Source organism: Aliidiomarina halalkaliphila (assembly GCF_007096385.1).
In the GTDB taxonomy this organism is placed as follows: Bacteria; Pseudomonadota; Gammaproteobacteria; order Enterobacterales; family Alteromonadaceae; genus Aliidiomarina; species Aliidiomarina halalkaliphila.
This window is the reverse complement of sequence record NZ_VJWL01000001.1, coordinates 766,276-780,204: the sequence shown is the minus strand read 5'-3', so window position 1 is coordinate 780,204 and position 13,929 is coordinate 766,276. Positions and strand designations below refer to the sequence as shown.

Below are 13,929 nucleotides of genomic sequence, written 5' to 3'. Positions count from 1 at the left end.
AGAATAGGTACCTCAAAAGGGGTATGCTGTTATCCATCACCACACGTGTGCATCAAGGAGTGTTTTAATGGAACTCGATCCGGTCTTACTCTCGCGAATTCAATTTGCATTCGTTGTTTCCTTTCACGCTATCTTCCCTGTATTTACCATTGGCCTGGCCTCATATATCGCACTCCTTGAAGGGCTGTCACTGAAAACCGGCAACCCGGTTTGGGAACGGCTTTCACGTTTTTGGATACAAGTCTTTGCCGTGGTGTTCGGTATGGGTGTGGTATCGGGGATTGTGATGGCCTTTCAGTTTGGTACCAACTGGAGTGTGTTTTCCTATACTACGGCAAATTTCTTAGGGCCGGTGTTGAGCTATGAAGTTATTACTGCGTTTTTCCTCGAAGCGGCGTTTCTTGGAGTGTTGTTGTTTGGGCGCAATAAAGTTCCTCAAGGCATTCACTTCTTGTCTGCAGTAATGGTGGCGTTGGGCACCTTTATTTCATCGTTCTGGATTTTATCTGCCAATAGCTGGATGCACACACCGGCAGGTGTGGAAATGCAAAACGGTCTGATTTATGTGACCAGTTGGACCGAAGCCATTTTTAATCCAAGTTTATGGGTACGCTTCTTCCACATGGCACTTGCGTCCTTTCTAACCGGTGCCTTTGTGGTTTGCGGTGTGAGTGCGTGGTATATCCTGCGCAAGAAAGACACTGACGTACACAAAAAAGCACTATCTATGTCGCTCTGGCTGATTTTGATTGCGGTGCCTGCCCAAATTTATGTGGGCCATGAGCATGGTGTGAACTCATTTGAACATCAGCCGATGAAAGTGGCGGCAATGGAAGGGGCCTGGGAGACCAAAACCAATGCGCCTTTAGTGCTGTTCGCCATCCCTGATCAAGAAAATCAACGCAACCGCTTTGAAGTCGCCATTCCTGGATTAGCGAGTTTGGTGTTAACCCATGATTTCGAGGGCGAAGTGCCCGGGTTAAATGAAATCCCTCGGGAGATGCAACCGCCGGTAGCGATCGTGTTCTTCGCGTTCCGCATCATGGTAGGAATTGGCGTGATCATGCTGTTTTTTGCGATCGCTGGCTTGGTGCTGCGCAGAAACGGTGCGTACGCTCGTACCCCATGGTTCCTTAACGGCTTAAAGTGGATGGCATTTTCGCCCTTTATCGCGGTGCTTGCCGGTTGGTTTGTGACCGAAGTGGGGCGGGCACCGTGGTTGATTTATGAAGTCATGACCCACAGTGAGGGCATTACACCATCGCTTACCGGCGGGATGGCGTTGTTTACCCTGATTGGTTATATCGTGGTGTATGCACTGGTATTTGCTGCGGGGATTTACTACTTGTTGCGCGTGATTGCCAGCGGCGTGATGTCTGAGAACGATCTTCGCGAAAGTCATTCACATCAACGGGCAAAACGGCCGCTATCCGCTGCCGATGCAAATTGGGATGAGGAGCACACGTCATGATCGAACCCGTATTTGATTTAACCATTATCTGGGCCGTGATTATCGCCTTTGGCGTGATTATGTATGTGCTGATGGATGGCTTCGATTTAGGCCAGGGAATTTTGTTTCCTTTTGCCCCGTCCGAAGATGCGCGGGATGTCATGATGAATTCTGTGGCACCGGTGTGGGATGGCAATGAAACTTGGCTGATTCTTGGTGGTACCGGCCTGCTTGCTGCCTTTCCTTTGGTGTACGCGGTATTTTTACCGGCACTTTATATTGGCGTATTTCTCATGCTTGCGGGCTTAATCTTTCGCGGGGTGGCATTTGAATTTCGCTTTAAAGCCAAAAGTTCGCGCTACCTATGGAATTGGTCGTTTGCTATCGGTTCAACCCTGGCGGCTTTTGCCCAAGGCGCCGTGGTGGGTGCTTATATTCAAGGCTTCGCCGTGGCTGACTTTGTATATATCGGCGGTGCTTTTGATTGGCTTACGCCCTTTACCGTGCTTACCGGTTTAGGACTCGTCGCGGGTTATGCATTGCTGGGTTCTACTTGGCTGATCCTAAAATCAGAGGGTGATATTCAGGCCTGGGCCTACCGCATCACGCCCTGGCTGCTCATTGCCGTGCTCGTCGTATTTGCATTTGTCAGTGTATGGACGCCATTTATCGATCCCTTTGTGGCTGATCGTTGGTTCTCAGGAATGAGCTATATTTGGCTACTCCCCCTGCTGGCGCTCTTGTGTGCGTTTTGGTTGATGCGTTCGGTACATCAACGTCGGGATGGATCGCCTTTTGTGGCCACCATGGGGATGTTTATCTTTACTTATTTAGGGCTCATTGCGAGTAAATTCCCTTACGTGGTGCCGCCAAACTATACCTTATGGGATGCAGCCTCAGCGCATGAATCACAGCTGTTCTTGCTATTAGGGCTACTTTTTGTGATTCCGATTGTGCTGGTGTACACCGCATGGACCTACTGGGTATTCCGTGGCAAGGTGAAAGCTGATGTGGGTTATCATTAATAGGCGTTAGTTTTGAGTGAATTCAAGCGCGAACACATCTATTTAAAACACATACAAGCGGCCACGGGCCGCTTGTTGCTTGTAGTACAGCTATGTGCCTTTATGGCGAGCCTAAGCTTGCTTGTTCAGTTGGTCGCCATTGCTTATTTTCTGAGTGCGCTACTCCATCCAATCCTCGGGGATGCGGACTCTTTGCATGAGCAGCCCTTGGTGAGCGTGTTCAATAGCAACTCCGGCAACCTTGTTTTTGCAGCACTTGCTATCGCTGGCGCGGCCTTAGTAGTGCGGGTGGTATTCCAGCATCTTGCGGATCATTTCGCGGCGCGAGCCGGACAACGGGCGTGCCAGCAGGCGCGGGCTGAGTTAACGGAGCACTGGCGTGCAAGCTTAGTGCAGCAAGCCGGTAAGCAGGCTCCGGAACAAGCGGGCGTATTGCTGGAACCCGTGGAGTCTCTATTTGGCTATATCGCGCGCTATCTACCTCAGCGTAGCCAGGCGGTGATGGTGCCGGCGGTCATTCTTATCATCGTATTTTCCCTCGATTGGGTTGCGGGACTCTTTTTGCTGGTATCAGCGCCTCTGATTCCTGTATTTATGGCGTTAGTTGGCATGGGAGCAGAACGGCTCAACCAACAACATATGGAAACCTTACAGCGATTGTCTGCACTGTTTATCGATCGTTTGCGCAATTTGAGCTTGCTCTACACCAGTGGTCGCGAATCCGCCGCCACCGCCCATATAGCCAAGGCCGCTGATGAATACCGACGGATCAATATGCGCACCTTGCGTGTCGCTTTTTTATCGTCTGCGGTACTGGAGTTTTTTGCAGCAGTGGCCATTGCCGCCTTGGCCATCTATATCGGGTTCTCACTATTAGGCTATATCGATTGGGGCCCATCGCAACATCTGAGCTTATTCTCCGGTTTGCTGATTTTGATGCTGGCCCCTGAATTTTTTCAGCCGCTACGTAGTTTTGCTCAGTATTATCACGACCGCGCTGCGGCCTTAGGTGCGGCATCGCAATTGCTAGCAGCGCAGCCTACTGGAAGCGCACCAAGCGACATTGCGGGGCCGGTGCTGAGCGATAACACCGCTCGTGCTGCGGGGCCTGAACCTTGGTTATTGAACTACCCAGGTGGCACGTACCGCTATCACCCCAATGAGCCTGCCATTGATATTCCCGCGTTTCGGCTATGCCGCGGTGATTTGATGCTTGTCACAGGACCATCGGGGGTGGGTAAATCAACCCTGTTGCGATTGCTAACTCATGGAGACGTGGCAACAGATGTTCATGGCAGCACAATTTTTGCACCGCTTCCCGGCAAAATCGCGTTGCAACGACAACATCCGTGGCTTTTTGCGGGCACTGTGGCAGACAACTTAAAGCTCTTTTATGCCACTGCCAATGCGAATGCCAGTGACGCTGATATTGATGCAGTGTTAGATGATGTCGGCTTAACCGGATTTGCTGAGGTAGAGGTGGTCGAGCAGGGGCGTAATATCTCCGGTGGCGAGGCAAAACGAATTGCACTGGCGCGGTGCCTATTGGCTCCTATCTCTGATTTTATGTTGGTGCTAGATGAACCCCTTGCGGGGCTGGATGCTGCCACTGCAGACCGCGTGCTTAAACGAATTCATAGCCATCATAAACAGGGGCAAACCATCGTGATTGCTGCTCATGAGCACGGAAAAGGGCAACTGCGGGAGATGGCCACGCACTGCCTTGCTATGGGGATCACGGAGATGCAGTCATGAACCGTGACCTGCAAATTCTAGCACCCTGGCTAAAAGAGATAGGGGCCCATCGCCGTTATATCTTACCCGGGATATTGTTGATTTTAGTGACGGGCCTTTCGGGAATTGCATTACTCGCGATTTCGGGATGGTTTATTGTCGGGGCGGGTATTACTGGGGCCCTGTTGGCGACTGGCGTATGGGTATATTTTGATATCTATATTGCGGGGGCAGCGATTCGCGTACTCGCATTAACTCGCACGGTTGGGCGTTACGGCGAGCGGTTGCTTAATCACAACACGGTACTTCGACTACAGCAACAATGGCGGGTGCAGGTATTTGCACATATGGTGCGTCAGCCGTCTCGATTTGTCAGTCAATTGCGCACCTCTGATCTGACGCAGCGTTTAACCCAAGATTTGTCGGCACTGGATGCGTTGTTTTTACGCATTAAGGCACCCAGCGTGGTCGCCACGCTGTTGCTGCTTGTGGTCATCGGTGCAGTGTCTTTGCTGTATCAACATCTATTTATCAGCATAAGTATTTTGCTCTGTTACGGTATGGCGCTCCTTGGTGGCATTGGTGGTGCGCGCTATTTTTCGCGTACCAATGGTCGCTTGGAACAGTACCACTATGGTGTGCTGCGTGAGCATGGGCAACAGTATTTCGAAGGATTGGCGGAACTCAGTGCGGCAGGAAGTGCGCAATTGCGGCAACAGCAACTGCTCGCCGCTGGCAATGCCCTCACATCGGCACAGGCCGAACGTTTGCGTCGGCAACGCATGCTTACCAGCTGGGTCGCCCTGTGGTCTGGCGCTGCTGTAATGCTGTTACTGGGCATGGGGGCGTTGTTGCTAGTGGATGAGCAAACCAGTGTTCCACACATCGCCTTGCTCGTATTTGCGGCGCTTGCTTATGGCGAACTACTGCAAAACCTCCCAGAACAGAATGGGCATTGGGGCGGCGTAGTGCAAGCCGCAGACGAACTTAATCAGATTTGTACGCCAACGGGTAACGAACCGATGGTGAATTACGCGCCCGAACTTTCTGCGGCCTTTATCTGGCAACACATCGATCTGAAGTTGCGCGGCAAAGCGATTTTTGCCGACTTAACTCTTACGGTGGCACGAGGCGAAAAAGTGGCGCTGTTGGCTCCCTCAGGCCACGGTAAGAGCTTGTTGATCAGTATGATGCTCGGCTTACAGGGTTGGGATCGCGGTCAGGTTGTTATGGGGCAATCGGCTACGCACTGGAAATCGAATCTTGGTGTGGTTGAACAAGAGTCCCGTGTATTAGCCGGCAGCATTGCCGAGAACCTTAGAATTGTGAAGCCAGATTCCTCAAATGAGGAATTGTGGCAGGCCTTGGCGTTTGCGGATTTAGCGGAAACCGTGCAACAGATGCCGGATCAGCTGCAAACCCTTGCCGGTGCAGGTGGTTACCGTCTTTCCGGTGGCCAGGCGCGACGCTTACAACTGGCTCGTTTATATCTACAAGACCCAGAGTTTGTGATGTTAGATGAACCCTTTACGGGATTAGATGAGCAACAGCAGAACTTGTTGCGTGCACGCTTAGAAGAATGGTTGGCTAATAGAACTTGTTTTATGGTGGCCCATGGGGAAAAGGCTTTACCTCCAGCGGATGCTTACTACACTTTGATCCAGGGCAAAGCGGAAAGTATTGAAACCAAGCTAAGCTAAGATACTAAAGATTGATTTTCGGGTTTACAGGAGTAAAACGGATGCGCGTTGTCTTTCTCGGCGGTACCGAAACAGTAACAGGTTCCAAATACTTAGTGGAAACAGACACCACTCGGATTTTGGTGGATTGTGGTTTATTTCAAGGCTACAAATGGTTGCGCAAGCGCAATTGGCAGCCGTTACCGCTAGGCATTGATGAGGTTGATGGCATTGTGTTAACCCATGCCCACCTCGATCACTCGGGCTTTGTTCCGGTACTCTACAAGCACGGCTTTCGTAAGCCAGTGTATGCCCATCAAGCCACAACCGAACTGTGCCGGATACTTTGGCCCGATAGTGGCAAAATTCAAGAAGAAGATGCCAAATATCTGGAACGCCATAAACTGAGTAAACATGAAAATCCCGAGCCTTTGTACACTGCGGATATGGCGGTGCAATCCTGTAAATTATTTCGGCCCGTTGAGTTTAATCAAACGTTTAGTATTGGTGACATCAAAATTACGCTAACGCCGGTAGGTCATATTCTCGGCGCAGCCAGTGTGGTGGTGGAAGCTGAGGGCAAGCGGATCGGTTTCTCCGGCGATGTTGGCCGTGATAACGATCTGCTTATGAAGCCACCGAAACCTATGCCGCATGTGGATGTGTTGTTGCTTGAGTCTACGTATGGCGATCGCCGCCACGACGATACCGATCTTGAAGCAGAGTTGGCCAAGGTTATCAATGAAACGGCAAAGGCAGGTGGCGTTTTGTTAATTCCAAGCTTTGCGGTAGGGCGGGCACAACTGTTGCAGCACATGATTGTGTCGCTCATGGACAGCAAACAAGTACCTCGCATCCCCGTGTTTCTCGATAGCCCCATGGCTATTTCTGTATCTGAAATTTACCGAACTCACCATGAACACCACCGCTTAAATGCGGACCAATGCAATCGTATTGAACAAGTGGTGAACTACACCCACTCCGTGGATGAATCCAAAGCCATTGCCAACCAACAAGGCCCGCACATTATTATTGCAGGCAGCGGTATGGCAACTGGTGGGCGTATTTTACATCACTTTAAGAACTGGTTAGGGGATCATCGCTGCACGGTGTTATTTGCAGGCTATCAGGCGGGGGGCACCCGCGGCGCGAAAATGCTGCAAGGGGTTGAACATATTAAGCTGCATGGCGAATGGTTACCGGTGCGAGCTCAAGTGCGCAACCTTGAAGGTATGTCAGGACATGCAGACTTTATGGAACTGAAGGAGTGGCTCGAGGTATCGAAGATGCCAGCAAGCACCAAGATTCAGTTAGTTCACGGTGAACCCGAGGCATTAGAGAAGTTTCGTGATTATCTCTCGGAGTTTACACCTTATGATGTAGATATTCCTGATTACATGAGCATTTTACGCATATAGAAAGCAGGGATAACACCATGGATCAGCAGCCACTCGAGCAGCCGTGCAGTTACGCCCAATCGACATCGCAAGTGCTCGACACCCTTGGGGTGGATGTAAAACAAGGATTGTCCGACAGCGACGTTGCCAAACGACAGGCTCAATATGGTCTGAATAGCCTACCGGAAAAATCCATTGCGCCTTGGTGGCAGCGACTACTGCGGCAATTTCATAATGTGTTGATCTATGTGCTGTTGGTGGCCGCAGGGTTAGCGGCGCTGCTAACAGAATGGCTTGATATGGCTGTTATTCTTGCAGTGGTTGTTGTGAATGCAGTGATTGGCTTTGTTCAAGAGGGCAAAGCGGAGCGGGCATTGCAGGCGATTCAAAATATGTTGAGTCCAGAAGCACACGTTATTCGTCACGGCAAGCGCACCACCATTCCTGCGCAAGCATTAGTACCCGGCGATATTGTTTTACTTGAAGCGGGTCAGAAAATTCCTGCCGATATTCGTTTGCTTGAAAATGCTTCCTTGCAAGCGCAAGAAGCGGCTCTCACCGGTGAATCTGTGCCGATATCAAAGCACACGGATGCCCTCGACGAGGCCACGCCGCTGGCGGAACGTAAGTGTATGTTGTACGCAGGCACGCTAGTAACTCATGGACAGGGACGGGGTGTGGTTACAGCGACTGGCGCTCACACGGAGCTCGGGCGCATTAATCAAATGCTCAAGCAAGTGGTGACTATAGAAACCCCACTGTTGCGGCAAATGGCGATTTTCGCCCGCTATCTGACCTATGTGATCTTAGCCCTAGGCGCGATCTTATTTGTGTTGGGTTGGTGGCGTGGCTATGAGCTCACTTATCTGTTTATGGCAGTGGTGAGCTTGGTGGTGGCGGCGATCCCTGAAGGACTGCCTACAATTCTCACGGTAGCGCTGGCCATGGGAGTGATGCGCATGGCATCACGACACGCCATTATTCGGCGCTTGCCTGCGGTAGAAACATTAGGTGCGGTGTCGGTGATTTGCTCTGATAAAACCGGCACCTTAACCCGCAACGAGATGATGGTGGCGCAAGTGCGCACCGCCAACGCATTGTATCAAGTAGAAGGCGTCGGCTATGCCGCGCATGGTGAAATTCATCCAAACGGTGCGAACGATACCGATCTCTCCTGGCTTTTGAAAGTTGCACTGTTGTGTAACGACTCGGAAATCAAAGCACAGGGCGACGAGCGCATCGTGCTTGGCGATCCCATGGAAGGTGCTTTGTTGGTGTTGGCAGAAAAAGCCGATCAAGGGATTCGTACTGAAGCAAACGAGCTTGTTCGCGCCGAAACCTTGCCTTTTGATTCGCGCCATAAATATATGGCGACGCAACATCGTGGCCCGGATGGCCAAAGCTATGTGCTCGTGAAAGGTGCGCCGGAACGGTTACTACAACTGTGTGGGGCGGATCAGGCAACATGGACGTCATACATTGATGCCGTCGCCGCAGAAGGTCAGCGGGTGTTAGGCTTTGCTTATAAAGCGGTTCAAGATAACGAAACGCTGAATCACGAGAGCTTGAGCGCCGGGCTGACGTTTCTTGGTATTACCGGACTGATAGACCCACCGCGAGAAGAAGCCATTAAAGCCGTGGCTGATTGTCAGCGCGCGGGGATTACCGTGCAGATGATTACCGGTGATCACGCGGCGACCGCTTCCGCCATTGGTAAAGCGTTAGGAATTATTGGTGCTGAAAACGTACTAACCGGGGCAGAGCTTGAACAACTTAGTGATGAGGAGCTCGCTGCCAGCGTTCAAAACGTGGCTATTTATGCACGCACCACACCCGAGCATAAATTACGTTTGGTGAGCGCACTACAAAGCCACAATAAAGTGGTGGCCATGACCGGTGATGGAGTGAACGATGCACCAGCGCTAAAACGTGCAGATATTGGCATTGCTATGGGCAAGGGCGGTACAGATGCCGCCCGTGAGGCCAGTGAAATGGTGCTCACTGATGATAACTTTGCCTCGATAGTCGCGGCAGTCAAGGAAGGGCGCACGGTTTACGATAATCTGAAAAAAGCCATTAGCTTTTTGCTACCGGTAAACGGCGGCGAATCCTTGGCAATTATGATTGCCCTCATATTTGCGTTAACTCTACCCATACTGCCCCTGCAAATTCTCTGGGTGAATATGGTGAGTTCGATTGTGCTCGCTTTAGCCTTGGCTTTTGAGGCCAGTGAGCGCGATATCATGCGGCGACCGCCACGGTTATCGTCAGAGCCCTTGCTGTCGCGCTTTTTGTTGTGGCGCATTCTTTTTGTGTCATTGCTATTTACCACTGGGATCTTTGCAGTATTCCAATGGGCTCTGGCACAAGGTTTAGGCGAAGCGTATGCCCGCACTATGGCGGTCAATACGCTAGTCGCCATGGAAGTTTGGTATCTATTTAGTGTGCGTTATTTGCGTCGCGGCTCATTCTTTAAAGAAGGCATTCAAGGAACGCGTCCGGTGTTAATTGCGGTATCGCTAGTGTTTGTATTGCAGCTTATTTTTACCTACGCGGCACCGATGCAAGCCTGGTTTAATACGGCATCGTTATCCATTACTCATGGCTTTATTTGTGCGGGAATAGGAATCGTGTTGTTCGTGGTTCTAGAAGGCGAGAAGTTACTGCGGCGCTTTTTTACACAACAGCGCTTACACAAAAACCAAGTTTAAGGGCAAACTTTGGGAAACTTTGTTAGAATCCGCATCCGTCATTAAGATTGATGAAAGGAACTCATTGCGTGCGTTTGCTCAAAATTGGTCCGTTTGCATCTCTTGCTCTGATTTTACTTTGGCTTTCCGGTTGCGCGTCATTGCCCTCACTGGAAGGACGCAGTGAAAGTACTGCACTGCATCTTCAAGACGCCCGTCAAACGCAATTAGGCGATACATTTCGCCCTCAAGTCGATTTACATCCCGGTAAATCGGGCATTTATCCCCTCGATGATGCCTGGGATGCCTTTGCCGCTCGCTTACTTTTAGCCGAGCGTGCTGAAAAAACATTAGATGTTCAATATTATATCTGGCGCAACGATAAAACCGGGCGCCTAATGCTGTCTGCATTGTTGGACGCCGCCGACCGTGGCGTAAGGGTTCGATTTTTACTCGACGATCTTAACAGCCGTCCACTGGAAGGTGTGCTTTTTCATCTGCACGCTCACCCGAATATAGAAGTTCGTTTGTTTAATCCATTTATGCAGCGGAACTCTCGCATTTGGGGCTTTATTACCGATTTTGATCGGGCTAACCGGCGCATGCACAACAAGTCGTTTACGGCTGACAATCAGGCCACTATTGTAGGTGGGCGGAATATTGGCGATGGTTATTTTGGTACTGGTGATGGCTTGCTCTTCGCTGATTTGGATGTGCTTGCCATTGGGCCTGTGGTGCAAGAAGTCTCGTTAGACTTTGATCATTTTTGGGCAAGTCAGTCAGCCTATCCTCTCGATTTTGTGGCAGACGTGAGTGCAAAGCGGGAACGTTATGCGCCGCAATCGATTGCTGCCATGATGTCGTCGCAAGAAGAAGTGTATGAATACCTGAATTCGGTGATGGACACCTCACACATGCAAGCGCTGCTCGATGGTAGCATGCCATTTGAGTGGGCCAATACCATTATGGTGAGCGACGATCCGGGTAAGGGACTCGGCCATGCCCATGGTGGTCAGTTGATTACCCATCAATTGCGTAAAGTGATTGGCGAACCTGAACATTACTTTGAGTTGGTCTCTCCTTACTTTGTGCCGACGCGGGCAGGAACTGAAGCGCTCATTGAATACGCAGAGCGAGGCGTGGAAATTACCATCCTCACTAATTCGCTAGCGGCTACTGATGTGGCCATTGTGCATGCAGGTTACGCCAAATGGCGTAAGCCGTTGCTTGAAGCGGGTATCCGTATCTTTGAAATGCGACGACTCCCCACGAATGGCGAGCCGGAGTCGGATGAACGCCTGGCACGCTTTGGTAGTGGCGCGGCAAGTTTGCACGCGAAAACCTTCGCCATCGACGGTGAACGGGTATTTGTGGGGTCGTTTAACTTTGATCCCCGGTCTGTGGCACTCAATACCGAACTTGGCTTTGTGATTGAAAGTGAGCGCTTGGCGCAACGCATCGACGATACGTTTTCTGAACGTATGCCGTACATGACCTATGAGCTCAAGTTATCGTCGTCTGGACGAATTTATTGGCTGGAGCGAAACCCTGGCGAAGTGATTCGTCACGATGTTGATCCGAACACCACGCTGTTTAAACGCGCCTCTGTGCGAGTCTTATCATGGTTACCCATCGATTGGTTGTTGTAATCACAGTTGTATTCGGCGGCTTAACTGAATCGGCGAAAAACTAATCATCTTTGTGCAAATGTCGGTAATTTAATGCAAAAAATGCAAAAAATAGACACAAATCATTAAAAAATGAGGGGAAACCCTCATCTGCTATTCAGTATATTACTGCTACCTTATTAGAGCGATATAGTGAGTTCGAGTGCGTGCTCTTCACGGCTTGTTACGCTGAGTCAAATAAAAGAGTCAATCCGCTCGATTTTTGAGGATATGACAGATCGTATGAATCCAGAGCTTCCAACCTCATCGGGGTTACAAGCAGGTGATGTCTTTCGTCAACTGGCGGATATATTTACCTTTGTTGGCGATGACAACTTTTTTGATCGCTTAACTCAGTGTATTGCGACTATCCTAGGTGTTGATTATGTGCTGTGCGCGCGTATCGAAGATTTTCGTCAGGTCAGCGTTCCCGTGAGTTTTTACACACCACGAGGCCATCAACAAGCCCCACATTATGTTTTAGCAGGTACGCCGTGCGAACGGGTGCGCGGACAAGATACCTGTTATTTTAGTGAGGGCGTGGCGGCCCAATTTCCCTCCGATACCATGCTCAGCGATCTCGGGGTCGACTCCTATATGGGCTATGCCATCATGAACAGAAGTGGTAAGAAGCTCGGTTTAATTTGTATTATGCATTCTCAAACCCTCGAAAATGAAAGCATAGCGCGAGATGTACTGCGCATGTGTGGGGCGCAAATTGGCGTGGAAATGCAACGGCAAGCGTCCTTGGGGCAAATAAGTCAGCTTGCCTATCAAGATGTGGTCACTGGGCTACCTAATCGGGCAGCATTTACCGAAAAGTTGAACAATGAACTTTATGAATCCATGCGCAGTGATGAGCCATTGAGCCTACTGGTACTGGATTTGCGCCGTTTTAAAGAGATTAACGATCTTCATGGCCACGAAGTGGGCGATGCTGTACTGGCATTGACCGCAAAGCGTTTAAAAGGGTTTATTGAAAATGGTGAATACCTAGCGCGCTATGGAAGCGATGAATTCGGTATTTTAATGCCCGGTTTAGGCGGCAGTGATTTGCCACTAGCCATTGAACGGGTGAAGTCTGCATTTCATGAACCGATCAAGGTAAACAGCAAGCTTAGTGTGTTCGTTGAAGTCAATGTTGGTGCGGCTCAATATCCGGGCGAATCAGAATCAGGCGGCACACTGTTCCAACACGCAAGTATTGCCCTTGAGCACGCAAAACGGGTATCAACCCGTAGCCGCATATACGACGCGTCTATGGGGGAGTTCCTGCAACAAAAACAATCCAAAATTGAACGGTTAGGGCAGGCCATTCGCAACGAAGGATTGGCGCTATACTATCAACCGCAGTTTGATTTATACACTGGCGAGCTTATTGGCGCTGAAGCCTTGTGCCGTTGGGACGACGAAGTATGGGGGCAGGTCAGCCCAGTTGAGTTTATTGCGCTTGCCGAAGAGCGCGGACTGATTCGTGAACTCGGAGATTGGGTGGTGCGCAACGCTAGCGCACAACTCCGAGAATGGAACAAAGATAAAGATCGCTTTACTGGCGTATTGTCGATAAACGTATCGGCACAACAGTTTGATAGCCCTTATTTAGTGGATTACTTCCTCAATAGCACCAAGGATATTCCCACAGAACGTTTGGGCATCGAAATTACTGAAAGTATTATGATGCGCTATCCGGAGCAGGCGATGAAGCTGCTCGCGCGTTTGCGTGAGCGCGGTTACAGTATTTCCATTGACGACTTTGGCACCGGCTTTTCCTCATTGAGTTACTTGAGCCGCTTCCCGCTTAGTGCATTGAAAATCGATCGGTCGTTCGTAAGCGCCATTACCACAGATAAGCACAATATGTCGATCGTTTCGACCATCATTGCGATGGCAAAAAATCTCAAAATGAATGTGGTGGCCGAGGGCGTAGAAACTGAAGAACAAGCGGAACTATTGCGCAATCTCGGATGCCACAGCGTTCAAGGTTACTTGTACGGTAAACCGGTTTCCGCGAGAGAATTTGAGCAGGCGTGGTTGTCATAACACGCCATGCGCCTGTCTCCGACTAACGTTTTCTTTATCGATTAATTATGGCACCCTGAATCCATTCATCCTTTACGATAAATAGATTAGGAAGGCAGTTGTTATGGGTTTTGGACCAATTTTGCTTCTCGTATTTATTCCTGTTGCGGTGATAGCCACCATCGCGGGTTACTTAATTTGGTGGTTTAATAAAGAAGAGCAACAACGGCAGGAGTCTTTTAAGAAAGAAGACTAAACTGAGAGAAGG

General features: G+C 50.2%; 9 protein-coding genes. All 9 read left to right on the top strand.

Annotated elements, in window-relative coordinates; genetic code table 11:
- Nucleotides 1–67 precede the first annotated feature (67 nt).
- The 9 genes from FM042_RS03600 (at nucleotide 68) to FM042_RS11960 (ending at nucleotide 13,917) form a co-directional block, all read left to right on the top strand.
- Nucleotides 68–1,471, top strand: a complete 1,404-nt coding sequence (locus tag FM042_RS03600; protein WP_143234400.1) for a cytochrome ubiquinol oxidase subunit I — start codon at nucleotides 68–70, stop codon at nucleotides 1,469–1,471.
- Nucleotides 1,468–2,475 carry a cytochrome d ubiquinol oxidase subunit II gene (cydB, locus tag FM042_RS03595; RefSeq protein ID WP_143234398.1) on the top strand — a complete coding sequence of 336 codons (1,008 nt, stop codon included), beginning with the start codon at nucleotides 1,468–1,470 and terminating at the stop codon, nucleotides 2,473–2,475. Before FM042_RS03600 ends, cydB begins: the two co-directional genes overlap by 4 nt.
- A gap of 12 nt (nucleotides 2,476–2,487) precedes the next feature.
- Nucleotides 2,488–4,230 carry an ABC transporter ATP-binding protein/permease gene (locus tag FM042_RS03590; protein WP_143234396.1) on the top strand — a complete coding sequence of 581 codons (1,743 nt, stop codon included), beginning with the start codon at nucleotides 2,488–2,490 and terminating at the stop codon, nucleotides 4,228–4,230.
- Nucleotides 4,227–5,909 (top strand): amino acid ABC transporter ATP-binding/permease protein, encoded by a 1,683-nt coding sequence (locus FM042_RS03585; RefSeq protein ID WP_143234394.1) that lies wholly within the window; start codon nucleotides 4,227–4,229, stop codon nucleotides 5,907–5,909. The genes FM042_RS03590 and FM042_RS03585 overlap by 4 nt, the downstream gene beginning before the upstream one ends.
- A 41-nt stretch (nucleotides 5,910–5,950) precedes the next feature.
- Complete coding sequence (locus FM042_RS03580) at nucleotides 5,951–7,306, top strand: MBL fold metallo-hydrolase RNA specificity domain-containing protein (protein WP_143234392.1); 1,356 nt, start codon at nucleotides 5,951–5,953, stop codon at nucleotides 7,304–7,306.
- A 17-nt stretch (nucleotides 7,307–7,323) separates the two neighbouring features.
- Complete coding sequence (locus tag FM042_RS03575; RefSeq protein ID WP_143234390.1) at nucleotides 7,324–9,996, top strand: cation-translocating P-type ATPase; 2,673 nt, start codon at nucleotides 7,324–7,326, stop codon at nucleotides 9,994–9,996.
- Between the two features lie 68 nt (nucleotides 9,997–10,064).
- Nucleotides 10,065–11,624: a phospholipase D family protein gene (locus FM042_RS03570; RefSeq protein ID WP_232366351.1), complete on the top strand. Its 1,560-nt coding sequence runs from the start codon at nucleotides 10,065–10,067 to the stop codon at nucleotides 11,622–11,624.
- Nucleotides 11,625–11,873: 249 nt separating this feature from the next.
- Entirely contained in the window at nucleotides 11,874–13,682 is a 1,809-nt protein-coding gene (locus FM042_RS03565) for a putative bifunctional diguanylate cyclase/phosphodiesterase (RefSeq protein ID WP_143234386.1), read from the top strand.
- Between the two features lie 103 nt (nucleotides 13,683–13,785).
- The gene (locus FM042_RS11960) at nucleotides 13,786–13,917 is read left to right on the top strand and encodes a hypothetical protein (protein ID WP_269902485.1); all 132 of its coding nucleotides are present in this window, start codon (nucleotides 13,786–13,788) and stop codon (nucleotides 13,915–13,917) included.
- Nucleotides 13,918–13,929: the final 12 nt, after the last annotated feature.

Bases quoted from the DNA above. Each gene is read 5' to 3' on its own strand.
- FM042_RS03600 (WP_143234400.1), top strand. From the start codon at position 68: ATGGAACTCGATCCGGTCTTACTCTCGCGAATTCAATTTGCATTCGTT.
- cydB (WP_143234398.1), top strand. From the start codon at position 1,468: ATGATCGAACCCGTATTTGATTTAACCATTATCTGGGCCGTGATTATC.
- FM042_RS03585 (WP_143234394.1), top strand. From the start codon at position 4,227: ATGAACCGTGACCTGCAAATTCTAGCACCCTGGCTAAAAGAGATAGGG.
- FM042_RS03580 (WP_143234392.1), top strand. From the start codon at position 5,951: ATGCGCGTTGTCTTTCTCGGCGGTACCGAAACAGTAACAGGTTCCAAA.
- FM042_RS03575 (WP_143234390.1), top strand. From the start codon at position 7,324: ATGGATCAGCAGCCACTCGAGCAGCCGTGCAGTTACGCCCAATCGACA.
- FM042_RS03565 (WP_143234386.1), top strand. From the start codon at position 11,874: ATGACAGATCGTATGAATCCAGAGCTTCCAACCTCATCGGGGTTACAA.
- FM042_RS11960 (WP_269902485.1), top strand. From the start codon at position 13,786: ATGGGTTTTGGACCAATTTTGCTTCTCGTATTTATTCCTGTTGCGGTG.